The organism is Vibrio olivae, assembly GCF_042428525.1.
Classification (GTDB): domain Bacteria; phylum Pseudomonadota; class Gammaproteobacteria; order Enterobacterales; family Vibrionaceae; genus Vibrio; species Vibrio olivae.
The window spans coordinates 240,784-256,905 of sequence record NZ_JBHMEP010000003.1 but is presented as its reverse complement, the minus strand read 5'-3'; the positions used below and the strand labels follow the sequence as shown (position 1 = coordinate 256,905).

Genomic DNA, 16,122 nt, shown 5'->3' with positions numbered 1-16,122 from the left:
ATTTGGTTCGCCTGCCTGAAGTCCGCCATTTTGATACCTACTTTCGACGAATCTTTGTCTGTTCGTGAGAACGGCAGCATGACTCCAGAACTGAAAGTCTTACAAAAAGTTTAGTCATTTTATGACCAATATGTATGGGTGAATGTGGCTCTTTTTGGGGTATATTCCCCTAAATGCGACACTTCACGCCAAAAAGTGTGTTCAATTCTGTAATTTTTTTTCTTTTCTCGGACGAATTCTACCACTGAATTATTTCAATATCACTGCTAAAGAATTGTCTTAGGACAAGGTTTTACCAGTAAAGATTAATTTTTTGGTTCAAAATAAATAGACAATAAACTTTCGATATGATTATATTAAGTTTTACTTCGAAACTTAACTGTCGGTTTTAAATGTCGAAACGAAACACTCAGCTCAGAAGACACTCGATTTCCAAGTTGGTTGATGAGAAAGGCGAGGTCAGTGTTGAAGAGCTTTCCCACCTTTTTGAAACATCCGAAGTCACTATTCGTAAAGATCTAGCCTCATTAGAAAAAAATGGTCAGCTATTGCGCCGGTATGGTGGCGCTATCGCATTACCGAAAGAAGTCGTAAGTGATGAAATGGAGAAAAAGGTTTCGACTCGTAAGGTTGAAGTGGCAAAAGCAGCGGCAAAATTAATTCGTGACCATAACCGAATTGTGATTGATAGCGGCAGTACGACAGGAGCTTTGATTGAGCAACTGAATCAGAAACATGGCTTAGTTGTCATGACCAATTCACTGAACCTTGCTCATGCGCTCAACGAACTCGAAAGTGAACCAACGTTGCTGATGACCGGAGGAACTTGGGATGCGCATTCCGAATCTTTTCAAGGGCAGGTGGCTGAATCGGTACTTCGATCTTATGATTTTGATCAGCTGTTTATTGGCGCCGATGGCATCGATTTAGCGCGAGGCACGACCACATTTAACGAGTTGGTTGGACTTAGCAAAGTGATGGCAGAAGTATCACGTGAAGTCGTGGTGTTGGTCGAATCAGAAAAAATTGGCCGTAAGATTCCAAACTTGGAACTGGCCTGGGATTGCATTGACGTCTTGGTCACTGATTCGGGGTTATCTGCTCAGCAAAGTGCTGAAATTGAATCTCATGGTGTGAAAGTGATTCGCGCCAGTTAGTAATTTTTGGCTTTTCACTTGGTGAAAAGTAAATCGGTATTTAGGAATAGTGGAGAATAATTTATGTGTGGAATCGTAGGGGCGGTTGCTCAGCGTGATGTCGCAGAAATTTTGGTTGAAGGTTTACGTCGTTTGGAATATCGAGGCTATGACTCAGCGGGTGTGGCTATCGTAGACGACAAGCAAAATCTAACTCGAATTCGTCGCCTAGGCAAAGTGCAAGAGCTCTCTGATGCCATTGATGAGCAACACGTAGTTGGTGGTACGGGCATTGCCCATACACGTTGGGCAACGCATGGCGAGCCTTCGGAAATCAATGCTCATCCACACATCTCAGGTGATATCTCCGTTGTGCATAATGGGATTATCGAAAACCATGAAGCATTGCGTGAAGTCCTTAAAGCGCGTGGCTACGAGTTTGTTTCTCAAACCGATACCGAGGTGATTGCCCACTTGGTCGAATGGGAGCTACGCAGTGCTTCTTCACTGCGTGAAGCCGTTCAAAGCGCTGCCGCTCAGCTTGAAGGCGCGTACGGCACTGTTATTTTCGACCGTAAAGATCCAACTCGACTCGTCGTGGCACGTTCTGGTAGCCCGATTGTGATTGGCTTTGGCGTTGGCGAAAATTTCTTAGCATCGGATCAACTGGCGTTACTGAATGTGACTCGTCGCTTTATGTATCTGGAAGAAGGGGATGTGGCTGAAATGACCCGTCGCGAAGTGAAGGTATTTGATAGCCAAGGTCAAGCGGTTGAGCGTGAAGTGATTGAATCGAATGCAGAGCATGACGCTGGTGATAAAGGTCAATACCGTCACTTTATGCAAAAAGAGATCTTTGAGCAGCCGACTGCGCTCAAAGGTACGATGGAAGGGCGTATTACCCATAACTCAGTGATCACTGAAAGTATTGGTGTTAATGCCGTTGAAATTTTGAGTAAGGTTGAGCACGTACAAATCATTGCTTGTGGTACGTCATACAACTCAGGCATGGCTGCCCGTTATTGGTTTGAAGATATTGCAGGCGTGAGCTGTGATGTCGAGATTGCCTCAGAGTTTCGCTACCGTAACTTTGTCACGCGTCCAAACAGCCTGTTAATCACGCTATCTCAGTCTGGTGAAACGGCGGATACCTTGGCGGCGCTTCGGATCGCTAAGCAGCGTGGTTATATGGCTGCTATGACGATTTGTAACGTGTCGGGTTCGTCATTGGTACGCGAGTCGGATATCGCGTTTATGACCCGTGCAGGCACTGAAATCGGTGTAGCGTCGACCAAAGCGTTTACCACCCAATTAGCAGCGATGCTGATGCTGGTAACGGCAATTGGTAAAGAGCAAGGTCGTGTAAGCAGTGAAAAAGAAGCGGAAATCGTTGAAGCGATTCACGCCCTACCTGTGCAGATTGAAAGCGCTTTGGCGTTTGATAAACAGATTGAAGCGCTGGCCGAAGATTTCGCTGATAAGCATCATACTTTGTTCCTTGGACGTGGCGAATACTACCCAATCGCGATGGAAGCGGCGCTGAAGTTAAAAGAGATCTCTTACATTCACGCTGAAGCTTATGCGGCAGGGGAATTGAAGCACGGGCCTCTGGCATTGATTGACGCGGATATGCCTGTTGTGGTGATTGCGCCAAATAATGATCTGCTAGAAAAACTGAAATCAAACGTTGAAGAAGTGCGAGCTCGCGGCGGCTTACTTTATGTATTTGCGGATGAGCAAGCCGGCTTTGAAGAAGATGACACGATGAAGATTATTCCAATGCCACACGTGAGTGAAATCACGGCGCCGATCTTCTACACAGTCCCAATGCAGTTGCTGTCTTATCACGTTGCGCTTATCAAAGGTACGGATGTTGACCAACCTCGTAACTTAGCAAAAGCGGTAACGGTTGAGTAATCAGTCGTCGCGTATTGATGAAAAAAGAGGAGACCTAAGGTCTCCTCTTTTACGTTTAGGTTTAGCGTAAAGCGCATTATTTGGTGAGTAAGCGTGAGTTTAATTCACCCGCGTATTCAGGTTGTAGCTGGAGTGTATCCGGTGTGGTGTCACTGACAACAATATCCTGATTAACCGCAAAGCTAACTGGCTGAACATCGGTCACGTCAGACGATGTACTGATGTAGGCCTGATACTGACCTTGCTCGACTATCCATTGGTTGGTTTGTGGATCAAAGCTCGCTAAGTCGGCAGCTGGAATGGTAAATGTTAAGCGCTGTTGCCCATTCACCGCTAACTGGTCAGTTTTAGCAAACGCTTTGAGTTCAATTTGCGGTTTCGCAAGGCGAGCTTCAGGTGCAGAAATATAGACCTGGGCGACCTCTTTACCAGCAAACCCTCCGGTATTGCGCACGGTCGTGGTTAAGATCACGCTGCCATCGCGACCTTCATCACTCAGTGTATTTGCACTGACGGCTGGGTTGTCCAATGAGAAAGTCGTGTATGACAAACCATAGCCGAATGGATAAGCCACATCGACATCGAAGGTGGTGTTATAACGATAACCTACGTAAATGTCATCACTGAAGTACTGGTTAAAATCACGATGATCATCGTTCGCTAAGACTTGGTCGTCGTAATTTAACTCAGGCACATCATCGGGCCCGCCGTTGATGTAGTTTTCCTCATAGATACCAGGAAATGAACTGCCGTCTTCAGAATAACTTGATACATTCTCAAGATCTAAAGGGAAGGTTTGCGCGAGTTTACCGCTAGGGTTGACCGCACCGGATACGATGTTAGCAACGGCTGTACCAGCTTCTTGACCGGGTAAGTAAGCTACTAGAATTGCATCGACTTGATCGCGCCATTGGGCTGTATCCATCGAGTTGCCGACATTGAGAACCACAACGACGTTTTTACTTTGTGCATGGAAGGCACTGGATACGCGGTCAATAAGCGACTGTTCTACGCTATTAAGGTAGTAACCTTCAGACATTGGATTGCTGTTGCCATCGCTGTCTGTCTCGAGCGCATGCTCTTCGTTATCCGCCCCTTCGGCTGTATTGCGAGTAATGGTTATGATTGCCACATCGCTATTCTCTACTGCATCACTAATTTGTTCATCGGTCAGGTCCAGCTCACGACATACTGCGAACAAACCACCGAGATTGGTTTCGCCTGCAGATGTGCCTCCTTCACAGTATTTTGCTGGGTTGAAGTCGTTGGCTGAGAGATCCATTGAGCCTTCAAGGCTGCGGGTTGCGTAAGCGCCGCTGTAGACCTCATCAAGTGCACTGTTGACAGCAAACCCCTCATCTTTGAGTCCTTGGTTAATGCTAATGATGTTTTCAGCATTCACCGAACCACTGCCGCCGCCAACGGGTAATGTACCGTATTGACCAGTACCAAAGGCGGCAATGGTGTGAGTTGCCGTTGAAAGCGGTAGGGCATTGTTGTCATTTTTCAGTAGTACAATACCTTCCTCTGCGGCTTGCAATGCGACCGCGGCGTGGGCGGTTAAATCAGGATTGCTTGAAAATGCATAGTTTTGGGAGCTCGGCGTTTTCAGAACCTGTTTCAAGATACGTACGATATTACGATCAAGATCGGCATCGGTGAGTTCGCCTGATGCATAGGCGGCTTCAATGTAAGGAAACCAATCGTCACTGTGGCCAAATCGCCATTGACCACCCGGCTCTATTACATCAACGCCCGCTTTTAGCATCTCGACAGGATTCCATCCTGCCCACCAGTCACTCATAATAAAGCCATCAAAGCCCCATTCATCACGCGCGACCGTTGTCATGAGATCAAAACGTTCGCCAGTATTGGTGCCGTTGACGGAGTTATAAGATGACATCATGGCCCAAGGCTGAGCGTGTTCAACTGTATATTGGAAGCCGCGCAGATAGATTTCACGTAGGGCACGAGGTGTGATCACGGTATTGGCTGTACGACGGTTGGTTTCTGAGTTATTGGCGACGTAGTGTTTGATGGTTGTCCCAATGCCTTGACTTTGTGCACCATTCACAATGGCAGCGCCCATCATGCCGCTGATCAGAGGATCTTCGGAAAAGTATTCAAAGTTACGGCCTGCGAGCGGGTGGCGTTGAATATTCATTGCTGGGGCGAGCCAAATGTCTACGCCATAGTCATGGCCTTCTTCCCCCGCGGCTTCACCGACTTGTTCAACTAAGTCAGTATTCCAAGTTGAGGCCAATACGGTGGCTGAAGGAAAGTTCGTTGCATAGTAGGTGTTGGCATCACCTTCGCGTGTTGGGTTGATGCGAATGCCAGCAGGGCCATCCATCAATTTGGTTGCTGGAATATCAAGGCCTGATTCATCATTTAGTACACCATTAATAAAGCCAACGGTGCCTGATACTGGCGCTCGATCATTAGTTGCGGTGGTACCAAACCCTGGGCCGATGACCAAATGCAATTTTTCATCTGAGTTCATTTGCGATACCAAAGCTTGAGCCTGGGCTTCCAAGTCATTCGGCGGGGTAGGTGGATTATTGGTGTCATTATCGTTGTCGCTGTCATTACAGCCAGCGATAAGGGCGGCAGAGATAACGAGTGAAAGGACACTCAACTTGCTGTTTAACATTATTATACTCCGAGTTCTATCAAGTCCTCTTCATACTATTCACTTTCATCGAAGCCGACTTTTTCCTTCGGTGCGAAGTTTTTGCCCTTGGGTGAAATTATTAAAAATGTGAGGTAACACGAGGCGAGAATCTAGCAGTCTTAGTTGATACATAATGGCTCTTGTCTCATTAACCTATATTTATACGAATGAATATGTTGTTAGGCCTGATGGGAAGCATTGTGAATCTTCATTGGAAATGGATAGTTCTGTTTTTCGTAGTCTCTCAAGCACAAGCTGAGGGATACTCTTTTATCGAAAAGTTTTTAGAAGCTAATTTCGCTTCCGCAATCGTGCTGAGTGACAGCGATTTTATTACATTAGGCATGGTGGATTTTGATCCGAATGGGTTGCTGCATACTGACAACCCTGAGTTAGGAACCACAGATTCGCTTAAGAATCGCCAAGCTTATAGTGTTTTTGCTTTTCCCTACTCATGGGATTTGGAGCATCAGCAGAATGCCAGTGCCTTTTTCCGTTTATCTTTTACACAGACAAAAGAAGATATTCAGTGGAATGAAGGTAGCGGTAGTGATGACTTTTCACAACTCATGATCGATGTGTCTGGTGGATACCAATATCACTATGCATTGAGCCGTTCATGGTCACTCGAACCCAGCTTAAGAGCACACCTGATGCATTATCAAAATGATGTGAGTTATAGGAGTACATTCGGACAAAGTGTCGCGCCATTCTTAAATGGATTAATTTTCAACACATCCGCTTGGGCAATTGTGTATGAGCCTCAACTCAAGGTTCAATATCAACATGATACAGGATGGGGGAGTTGGAACTTCTTTTCCAGTGGCCACTATTTTTATGGGTATGGTTGGGGGGAAGCGAACAATGGTGATGTGGGAAATCCGGAAGGCTGGTATGTCGTCAATGGTGTGAACCTTTTTTACGATATGACAGAGATAATGTCGTCCAAAATCTCGATGTATAGTTCGGTTAAGAGAGTGGATTTAGGAAGCGATGTGGTTAAATCGCTCGATGCTCCGCACTACTATCAAATCACATTGGGAGGATTAGTTGCTCCTAGCGTTGATGTTCCTTTTGTCGATAATATCGGTCTTGGATTGAGTATGAACTACGGTGGTGCTTTTAAAGGAGGGGGCATCGTTTTATTTTTGAACCAACGTTAAATATCCAACATATTTTCAATACGCTGTACTTAGGCGTTTATTTTTTGCGTCGCATGGTTTTTCTGTGCCACAGGTTTGATAGTGAGCAAGAGGTAGACAGAATCAGGCCTGTGTTTTTGATTGTCTAGTCTATGCTCATAAAAGGACGAATTTTCTCATACCAAAGAGTGAGTGTATGCGCTGGATAACGGATATTTCAATTAGAAAAAAACTACTGGCTTTGGTGCTGATACTTCTGGGTTTTACCATTATCATCTCTTCCTATGCGGTCATGAAAATGGCCCGAGTCGCAGAAGAAATCGATATCATTGCGGATGAAAATATTCCATTGGTGAAGATCGCCAATGAGGTGTCTATTCAACAGCTACAAACCGCGATTGAGGTCGAAAAATTATTTCGTGCCGCCAGTGTACCTCATGATTTCAGCCTTCAAGACCAGCAAGCATTTATTGATCAAATAAAAACAGCGACACAGCGTTTTGAGAACAAAATGTCGCAAGCCAATGCCCTTCTCTCTACTGCCAAACAGCATGCATTTGATTCGGAAGTTATATTTAAAATTAGTAACTTAGAGAAATTTGTCGCCAGTATTCAAGTGCATTATCATCAGTACGATGCGCTATTACAGGATGTGCTAACCAAGATTGAATCGAAGCAAGTTGAGTCTGCCAAGCTGCATGCGATTGAACTTGAGCATTTGCAAAATCAGCTAGATAAAGAGTTGATTGTGTTTATGCAGCAAATCGAGGCGATTACGCAAACTGCCGTCGATGTGACGAAAAAAGAGGAACATCAAGCTCTTACAGGAATGAGTATTCTCGCCGCTTGTTCGATTATTTTAGGTTTACTGATTGGGGTCATATTCAGTGGTCGCATCATCGCGACTATTCACAAAGCTCATGTGATGGCTCAGGAGATGGCGCGAGGTAACTTTACTCATCAATTAAAATCCAAAAGTCGTGACGAGCTTGGTCAGCTGTTAGATTACCTTGATCAGATGGCTGTTTCGCTGAGTCAGCTAGTGGGCGAAGTTAATCAGCGTTCCGACTCGATCGCGAGCACAGTGACTGAGCTTGCACATGTGTCACAAAGTAATAGGCAAAGTGTCGAAGAGCAGCAAGAAAATACTTCAATGGTTGCGACGGCGATGATTGAAATGTCGGCAACCATTACTCAAGTCGCGAGTAATGCCGAATCCGCTGCTGATTCCACCCGTCGAGCGGATCAAAATGTAACTCTCGGTTGTGAAGAGATCTTAAGCACCCAAAAAATTGCGAAAGAGCTTCTTGAGCAAGGAAGAATTTATCGAGAGCGAGTGTTGGAGTTACAGCAAAGTACCGAGCAAATTGAACGCTTTATTGCTGAAGTGGCGGGAATTGCTGAACAAACCAATTTACTGGCTTTAAATGCCGCCATTGAAGCGGCTCGAGCGGGCGAACAAGGGCGAGGGTTTGCCGTCGTTGCTGATGAGGTTCGTACCTTAGCTGGGCGTTCTCATAAAGCGACAAACGAAATCAGTGAATTAATTAAGCACCTGACAGACAACGTCAATGTTGCCGCTGATTCGTTGTCGGAAAGTGAAGAAAAAATTCATGAAACTTGCCAACATATTGATGCTACGGAGCAGCAATTCCAAATCATTGCTGTTGCCTTGAATGAGCTAACAGAAGCAAATACCCAAGTTGCGACAGCCAGCGAACAGCAAGCGGTGACGTCTGAAGAGGTGACACAAAACCTAGTTGGGATTCGTGATGCAGGAGAAAAAGTCCTAAGCAGTGCCGAGGAGACAGCGCAATCAAGTGAAGATTTATCTCAGCAGGCGAATGGGCTGAAAACACTGATGGCGCAATTTAAAATACGCGCCGTTTGATACGGTAAGCTCTGTGGCTTAGGGCGTGGAAATCAAGAGTAACTATCAACATTGAAAATCGCCGATCGGCATCGACGACGGTCATGATTAGAAAGGGCTTTCTCGGTCGAGATGATTGCAGATCTCCACGATTGCTAGGGAAAGCCCAGATTTGATCACCTGTTGTTGGCGCTGAAGTTGAAGCTGGTAGAAGCTAAGATCAATATCATCATCAAGCTCGAGAGGCTCTAACTGCATCATACCCATTTGTTGGACGAGACTGAGGCTTTGGATCGATGACAAGATCAGTGGATCACTGAATTGATAGTCTTGAGCTTCACTATTGAGCTTGTTTTTCAGTTTAACAATCGACTCAATATCGTGGTAAATCGCGTCGGGAACGACCCCAAGTCCAAACAGCAGTTTGAGACGTACCGAGAGATTTCCCAGTGGCCCGGTATCGTGCAGCAAAGGCCCGACAACAGATTGCACCGCGAAATTATCTTTACGAAAAATTCTTTGCATTAACGTATCGATAGAGTCATTTAACACTTCAACCGCAGCGATAAAGAAACCTCTTACCGAGGGCGCACTATTGAGTTTTTCGATGATGTCGGTTTCGTTAAATTGGTCTGCCATACATAAATTATTGGTTATACAGAGGGAGCGAGGCTCCCTCTGACAGCTTTATAACTGATTGAACAAGGTTTCAATATGCTGCGCTTGTGGACCGTTTTCATCTAATCCAGTGTAGTGCGCGAGTGTTTTTCTGAGCCCTTGCTGTTGCAGCGCGTTTTGGAGTTCCACGGCTTGTGGATCATCATCATTTTGATATTTAAACGCGGCGGCGATGCCTTTAAGTAAAGCTTGATTTTCGGTATTGTATTCTATTGTACCGAGTAATGGCTTCACTAATCTATCGTTTGCACCTAATTTTCTGATTGGTTGACGACCAACACGGTCGACTTCATCCACCAAGTAAGGGTTGGCAAAGCGACCTAGAATTTTCTCTATGTAAGCGGCATGCGCATCACGATCAAAGCCATAACGGCGAATGAGGACTTCACCGCTTTCTTGCATCGCTTGTTTTACTTGCGCTTTAATGTCAGGGTTTTCAATCGCTTCACGTATTGTTGCGTGGTTATTTAAGCAACCTAGATAGGCCGTAATACAGTGGCCAGTATTTAATGTGAAAAGCTTACGTTCAACAAACGCCATGAGGTTGTCGGTTTTTTCCATTCCCGGAATAGCTGGAATATCGCCTTTAAATTGAGTCTCATCAACAATCCACTCGCTAAAGCTTTCTACGGTCACTTCCAAAGGATCGCGACTGTCTGCATCGGCTGGTGGTACAATGCGGTCAACAGCCGAATCAACGAACCCGATTTGGCTTTCTGCTTGGGCATGCCATTTCGCATCTAAGTGTTTCAGTACTTCTTCCTTCAGATGCGTCGTACCGCGAACCATATTCTCACAAGCGATGATATTTAGCGGCTGCTTGTTACCAGACTCAAAGCGTGTAGCAATACCATCTGCGATGGTTTTAGCAATGATATCAAGAACGTTAGGCCCAACAGCGGTGGTGACAAGATCGGTTTCTGCGATGCATTTAACCACTTCTGGTTGCGTTGAATTGACGGCGCTAACGCCGGTCACAGTATCGACTTGGCATTCTGTTCCAACCACTTTAACCTGATATTGCTGTTTTTCAGCCAATAGGTTGACCACGGTTTCATTGACATCTGCAAAAATAACCTTGATTCCCGCGTCCGCTAAGAGTTTACCGATGAAACCACGACCGATATTACCCGCACCAAAATGAACTGCGTTTTTCATGTTATACCTACCAAAAAAATAACTAACGAATTGAAAGGAGAGGCAAGCCATAGGGGGTATGGCTTGACCTCAGATTGCTCAGGAGCATTGAAACGAGCAATGTTCTGAAAGTGGTGACGTTACGTCAGCCACTTATGCGGCTTGATGGCCAGCTAGGATGTTCAAAATATCCTGGACGTCTGTCGTGCTGGTCAGCTTTTCGATGGCCTCTGGGTCATCGAGAGCATTAGTGATGGTTGTAATGACTTGAATATGCTCGTCATTTTGAGCAGCAATACCAATAACTAGTTTCGCAACGTCATCATCATCTTCACCAAACTGCACCCCTTGTGGGTATTGGCAGATCACAATACCAGTCTTGATGACGCGATCTTTGGCATCCACGGTACCATGGGGAACAGCGATCGATTCACCCAAGTAGGTTGAGACCATTTTTTCACGTTCAAACATAGCATCGACGTATTCTGGTTCCACGTAACCCAGTTCAACTAACTGGTTACCAGCAAAGCGAATGGCTTCTTCTTTGCTATTCGCGGTTAAGCCGACATGAATGTTGCTTGGTGAGATTTGAAACACTGAAGGCTGTTGCTCTGGTGTTTCTGCGGTTGTCGCTTCGACTGGATCACTGCCACTTTGCGCGGCTTGTAGCGTTTCAACTAATTGATTGTATGTATCACCATCAAGGAAATTGGTTAGAGAAATATGATGTGCATTTGGAACATGCTTACGAGCTCGATCAGTTAAATCTTTATGAGTAATCACGATATCAACACCATCTTGTAAGCTATTGATCGCCAGATTGGTTACATCGATGTTCAAGCCTGCTTGTTGCACTTTCTTGCGTAGCATGCTCGCCCCCATTGCGCTCGAACCCATTCCGGCATCACAAGCGACGATAATGCTTTTAACGTTCGCCATATTGATGTTGCCTGAGGCCGCGGGTGCAGCACCTTTTGAAGTGGCCTTCATGTCTTTCATTTTAGACGTTGCACTTTCTAAAGCATCTTCGTCATCGCCAGTGCTACGCTGAGTTTTCATCAGCAGTGAGGCAACGGCAAACGAAACAATGGCTGCGGCTGCTATTGAGCACAAGACACCAGGGATCGAGCTTTTTGATGCCATAAGCAGTACGGCAAAAATCGAACCTGGAGAAGCAGGTGACACAATACCAGCGTTAAACAGAGTTAAAGTGAATACACCTGTCATACCACCTGCGATCGCTGCGAGAATCAAGCGTGGATTCATCAGGATGTATGGGAAGTAAATTTCGTGGATACCACCAAAGAAATGAATGATGGATGCACCGCCAGCCGTTTGTTTTGCTGTGCCTTTTCCAAACACCATGTAGGCCAATAAAATGCCAAGGCCAGGACCTGGGTTCGCTTCAATCAAGAAGAAGATCGATTGACCCGTTTCAGCTGATTGTTGAATCCCTAGTGGTGAGAAGATGCCGTGGTTAATTGCGTTATTCAGGAACAGAATTTTCGCTGGTTCAACAAAGATTGAGGTTAACGGAAGTAAGTTCGCTGACACCAAGAAGTTTACACCAGCCGCTAGCGCGCCAGATAAAATCTTAACGAAAGGCCCGATGAAGTAGAAAGCAAGAATGGCAAGGATCATCCCGATGATGCCTGCTGAGAAGTTGTTTACCAACATCTCAAAGCCACTTTTGACTTTGCCATCGATTTTCTTGTCAAACGCTTTGATTGCCCAGCCGCCGAGTGGACCTGCCATCATTGCGCCCATAAACATTGGAATGTCGGCACCGACAATCACACCCATAGTGGTGATTGCGCCGACAACTGCCCCGCGTTCTCCTGCTACTAATTTACCGCCGGTATAACCGATCAGTAATGGAAGCAGGTAAGTGATCATAGGACCAACCATTGCGGCGAGTGATTCGTTTGGTACCCACCCGGTTGGAATAAAGAGAGCCGTAATAAAGCCCCAAGCGATGAATGCCCCAATATTAGGCATCACCATGTTAGACAAGAAGCGGCCAAAATTCTGTATCTTGACCTTTGCGTCTGGTGATATCATAACAGTTCCCCGTTCGATGTTCTGATAGATATAGATCTTGTTGTAGTGACGGTTCGCCAAAACCGTTTATTGTTTGTTTAGTTCCCAATCAATTTACCACACAATTACTATTTCGAGCTGAGGACGGGGTTTTCGTGATCCACTCCAAATAAAATTGAGTGACAAAGAATTTTTTATGTGATCACACTCAATTATTAACCATGAAAATAAATTACATTTAATTGAAACTAAATTTGTCAATATCTTTGGTGGTGATCTATGTCTCTTTTATTGTTATTGTTAATAAAAAAATAGTGTGATCATGATCGTTATTTTATATTTAAATTTATAGATTCACTGGTTAATAGTGATTTGTATCACTTTTTAAGGCGCTTTTACTCGGTGTTCTCTCGCTATCAAAGCACCAAAGCTTCAATCGTGAAACTTTTTAACAAGTTTTTTCGTTATTCTTACATCTTGTTTGGCTTCACTAGCCTTTGTTAAAGAATTTGAGGTATCGGAGAAGCCAAATCTCCGCACCAAAGATCACCACCAAAGCGGCGCAAAACCACCAAAACGCATTGCCATCTTCCATGCCGGGCATGCCGCCGATGTTGATTCCCAATAATCCAGTTAAAAAACTGGTTGGAAGAAAAATGGCAGCGACGACCGTAAATAAGTAGCTATTTTGGTTTACCTGCTCGTCACGAAGGTGGCGTATTTCATCTCGAATTAAGTCTAGTTCACCCAAATAAAAATCGATAGTTTCGTTAATGCGGGTAATGTTGTTGAGGGCGTAATGAGCATGGTGTTCGTGCTGTATCAGCGGTGAAATCTCTGATTCAGAAAAATCACGAATGGCATACAGTTGAGGGCGAATAAAGCGTTTGATTCTTAGAAGGGCTTTTTGAGTGTCGATGGCTTTGTGGGTTTCACTGTCATTAATATCAAACGCGTTGATCGCATTATCAATCCCCTCTAAATAAAGATCGATTTTACTGCTGAGGCCATCAATGATTTGCAGCAGCAATTCGGCGAGATCGCCCGGTCCGGATTTTTTTTCAAGAGCTTGGCGAATTTCCAAAATTGAGCGGGAAGGAATTTTACGCGTCGAGATTAAGATACCTTGATAATACAGAATTCGAACGCTGAGCATATTGTCTGGCGTATCGTTACTATTCATATTGATGCCACGAAGAATCAGCATGAAATTATCCGCATCGTATTGATGGAAGGATGGGCGCGTCTCATCTGCCAGCAGTTGGTCGACAGTACTTTCCGGAATGCCATTATCGAGCAACCAAGTGCGAAGTTCAGGGCTCATCCTTTCACAGTGATACCAGTGATTCGTTTGTAAAGGCTCACTTTCAAGAGGTTGTTGCTGCGCTGGGAATACAGAAAAATCCCAGTGGTCGATCATAAAGCCCATATCACATCCTATTATTAGTGCTAACTAAATGATTATGTGGGCACAAATTCTATTTTGTCCAGCGAAGAGTGGCGACTCCTAGGGCTTAGATACCTGAGGTTAAACTTGGTTGTGAATGGTCAAATAACGGCATGCTGCTTCCTCTCCCATGTAGCGTTGTAAGGTTTTCTCGGGCACTTGGGTTAAGTCCACCATAATGAGTCCATCAAGCGCGTGGTTAAATTGTGCATCAAGGTTAAAACTGACGATTTTTCCATTGAGCCCGAGGTAGTGTCTTAGGAGAACCGGAACGGTTCTGCCTTCATCGATGCGGCTCAGTACTTTTGATAATCGTTGAACGTCGTTTAAAGCGGCCAACATGTCTGGACACCATGTTTGTCGCTCACTAAATGGTGTGCGAGCGGTCACCGCATCTTGAAATTCAGAATGAGAGTAGTGCTGGGTTAATGTTTGAACCAATAACTGTCGCGCTTGATCACTGTAATCATTGCTGATGCTCACTGGGCCAAACAGGTGCGTATAATGCGGGTTTTGATAGATAAAATGGGCAATGCCTTTCCAAAGCAGCAAGAGGGCGGTCGTCGATTTTTGGTACGGTTTGGCAATAACAGATCGCCCAAGCTCTATCGCGTTGCCCATTTTGTTTAAAAATGAGTAATTATAGTCGAATAAGGTGTGTGAATAGAGACCATTAATGTCTTGATGCGTTAGTATTTTATCAACCAGTCCTAGGCGATATGCGCCAACTAATTGCTGGTCCTTTCGATCCCAAATAAAGAGGTGATGATAGTGCTGATCAAAGACGTCGAGATCGAGCCCATGGCCTGTCCCTTCTCCCGCATCGCGAAAGTTGGTTTCTCTTACTCGACCAATCTCATGCAACATTGCGGGAATCATTGATGCTTTCGTGCAATAAACCTCAAAATCTTGATGAGTGAATAACTTATGATGAAATGGCAGATTGGCTAAATCCTCAAGCAAAGTATCGAGTGGTAACCGCTTGGCGATGGGGCTTTCTGGCTGCGTGCTGCTGATGGCTGTTTTGGTCGTGTTGTCCTGATGGAGCAGATACGTATTAAGCCTGAGATAGCTGACTAAAGTGTGCTCAGAAAGTTGGTTAAGTTCTCTAGGTTTTATCGCGCTGCCAATTGAAATATCAATACATTGGTTGTGTTTGTTGAGCAACTCTCTTCCAAGCATTAAAGTTCGTAACAAGGGATGTACCTTCCCTGCAAGATAGAAGCGTTTTGAATTGTGGCCATCAATAAAGACAGGGACGGTTGTCGCATGGTTGGATTGGATTAAGCTGGCGACAGAGCGGCTCCACTGTTTATCTTCTAATCGCCCTTGCTTGCTATCGACCATCGTTGAGACTTCGCCAGCAGGAAATAACAAAAGCAGGCCTTGTTGTTGTAGATGTCGATGGGCTTCTCGCAGAGCAAGGTGATTGGCTTTATGAGCTTGTTTTCCCTCAAACACATCGACACCAATAAACAGTTGGTCTAACTCAGGTACGGTTTTTAAATAGTGATTGGCTAGGATTTTTACGTCACTACGGAGCATAAGCAGCAGTTCGGCTAAGATGATTCCCTCGACGCACCCAAGTGGATGATTAGCGACAATAATCGTCGCGCCTGTTTCTGGCACATTATTGAGTGCTCCTCGCGCAATTCGATAGTCAATGCCTAATACTTCTAACGTAAAACGTAAGAAACCTTGAGTATCGATACCGACGGGACGTTTGGCATAAAACTTATCAAGTTTACTTAGTCCGGTTGCCCATTCGGCAACATTTTCACCAAGACCAAATGGTGTTTTACGAGGAAGTCGAAAAGGGCTAACTAGTGACATAAGGGATTCATCTCGCTGATTCATTTCGTCGAGAGTAAAAAACGCATGTGTCACTTACGCGGCATTTCAATGAGTGTTTAGTGATCTTGATATGACACTTATATGAAGCTGTGGCGTTTTTCGAGTCTATTTGAAGGGAAAGTTTGTATGTGCTGTTATAAGCCCACTTGAAAGCATAATTGCCTCACAAACTGGCGACTTTTATCAACATCATCGAAAAATTATTGCTACTGTTTTAGGGCAATATA

Annotated in this window: 10 protein-coding genes; 4 read left to right on the top strand and 6 right to left on the bottom strand. The window is 44.9% G+C overall.

The features are described from left to right. Nucleotides 1–392: 392 nt before the first annotated feature. The gene (locus tag ACFFUV_RS13875; protein WP_390193832.1) at nt 393–1,157 is read left to right on the top strand and encodes a DeoR/GlpR family DNA-binding transcription regulator; all 765 of its coding nucleotides are present in this window, start codon (nt 393–395) and stop codon (nt 1,155–1,157) included. A 63-nt stretch (nt 1,158–1,220) separates the two neighbouring features. Further along, the gene (gene glmS, locus ACFFUV_RS13870; protein WP_390193829.1) at nt 1,221–3,053 is read left to right on the top strand and encodes a glutamine--fructose-6-phosphate transaminase (isomerizing); all 1,833 of its coding nucleotides are present in this window, start codon (nt 1,221–1,223) and stop codon (nt 3,051–3,053) included. A gap of 76 nt (nt 3,054–3,129) precedes the next feature. Here glmS and ACFFUV_RS13865 read toward each other — a convergent pair whose 3' ends face one another. Further along, the gene (locus ACFFUV_RS13865) at nt 3,130–5,706 is read right to left on the bottom strand and encodes a glycoside hydrolase family 3 C-terminal domain-containing protein (RefSeq protein WP_390193826.1); all 2,577 of its coding nucleotides are present in this window, start codon (nt 5,704–5,706) and stop codon (nt 3,130–3,132) included. Nucleotides 5,707–5,900: 194 nt separating this feature from the next. Here ACFFUV_RS13865 and ACFFUV_RS13860 point away from each other — a divergent pair, with 194 nt between their 5' ends. After that, nucleotides 5,901–6,890 carry a Solitary outer membrane autotransporter beta-barrel domain gene (locus ACFFUV_RS13860; RefSeq protein ID WP_390193823.1) on the top strand — a complete coding sequence of 330 codons (990 nt, stop codon included), beginning with the start codon at nt 5,901–5,903 and terminating at the stop codon, nt 6,888–6,890. Nucleotides 6,891–7,065: 175 nt separating this feature from the next. Further along, a complete protein-coding gene (locus ACFFUV_RS13855) occupies nt 7,066–8,760 on the top strand; it encodes a methyl-accepting chemotaxis protein (RefSeq protein ID WP_390193820.1) in 1,695 nt (564 codons plus the stop codon). 87 nt (nt 8,761–8,847) lie between these two features. Here ACFFUV_RS13855 and ACFFUV_RS13850 read toward each other — a convergent pair whose 3' ends face one another. From ACFFUV_RS13850 to ACFFUV_RS13830, 5 genes are all read right to left on the bottom strand, one after another. Next, a complete protein-coding gene (locus ACFFUV_RS13850) occupies nt 8,848–9,378 on the bottom strand; it encodes an MltR family transcriptional regulator (protein WP_390193817.1) in 531 nt (176 codons plus the stop codon). A gap of 48 nt (nt 9,379–9,426) precedes the next feature. Further along, nucleotides 9,427–10,575, bottom strand: a complete 1,149-nt coding sequence (locus ACFFUV_RS13845; protein WP_390193814.1) for a mannitol-1-phosphate 5-dehydrogenase — start codon at nt 10,573–10,575, stop codon at nt 9,427–9,429. 132 nt (nt 10,576–10,707) lie between these two features. Further along, nucleotides 10,708–12,558, bottom strand: coding sequence for a PTS mannitol transporter subunit IICBA (locus ACFFUV_RS13840; protein ID WP_390193898.1), 1,851 nt, complete (start codon nt 12,556–12,558; stop codon nt 10,708–10,710). A gap of 526 nt (nt 12,559–13,084) precedes the next feature. Continuing rightward, the gene (locus ACFFUV_RS13835; RefSeq protein WP_390193811.1) at nt 13,085–14,023 is read right to left on the bottom strand and encodes a zinc transporter ZntB; all 939 of its coding nucleotides are present in this window, start codon (nt 14,021–14,023) and stop codon (nt 13,085–13,087) included. A gap of 99 nt (nt 14,024–14,122) precedes the next feature. Further along, the gene (locus tag ACFFUV_RS13830; RefSeq protein WP_390193808.1) at nt 14,123–15,874 is read right to left on the bottom strand and encodes a bifunctional lysophospholipid acyltransferase family protein/GNAT family N-acetyltransferase; all 1,752 of its coding nucleotides are present in this window, start codon (nt 15,872–15,874) and stop codon (nt 14,123–14,125) included. Nucleotides 15,875–16,122 lie beyond the last annotated feature (248 nt).

Bases quoted from the DNA above. Each gene is read 5' to 3' on its own strand.
- ACFFUV_RS13875 (WP_390193832.1), top strand. From the start codon at position 393: ATGTCGAAACGAAACACTCAGCTCAGAAGACACTCGATTTCCAAGTTG.
- ACFFUV_RS13850 (WP_390193817.1), bottom strand. From the start codon at position 9,378: ATGGCAGACCAATTTAACGAAACCGACATCATCGAAAAACTCAATAGT.
- ACFFUV_RS13845 (WP_390193814.1), bottom strand. From the start codon at position 10,575: ATGAAAAACGCAGTTCATTTTGGTGCGGGTAATATCGGTCGTGGTTTC.
- ACFFUV_RS13860 (WP_390193823.1), top strand. From the start codon at position 5,901: ATGTTGTTAGGCCTGATGGGAAGCATTGTGAATCTTCATTGGAAATGG.
- ACFFUV_RS13865 (WP_390193826.1), bottom strand. From the start codon at position 5,706: ATGTTAAACAGCAAGTTGAGTGTCCTTTCACTCGTTATCTCTGCCGCC.
- glmS (WP_390193829.1), top strand. From the start codon at position 1,221: ATGTGTGGAATCGTAGGGGCGGTTGCTCAGCGTGATGTCGCAGAAATT.
- ACFFUV_RS13830 (WP_390193808.1), bottom strand. From the start codon at position 15,874: ATGTCACTAGTTAGCCCTTTTCGACTTCCTCGTAAAACACCATTTGGT.
- ACFFUV_RS13855 (WP_390193820.1), top strand. From the start codon at position 7,066: ATGCGCTGGATAACGGATATTTCAATTAGAAAAAAACTACTGGCTTTG.
- ACFFUV_RS13840 (WP_390193898.1), bottom strand. From the start codon at position 12,558: ATGGTGATGCCTAATATTGGGGCATTCATCGCTTGGGGCTTTATTACG.
- ACFFUV_RS13835 (WP_390193811.1), bottom strand. From the start codon at position 14,023: ATGGGCTTTATGATCGACCACTGGGATTTTTCTGTATTCCCAGCGCAG.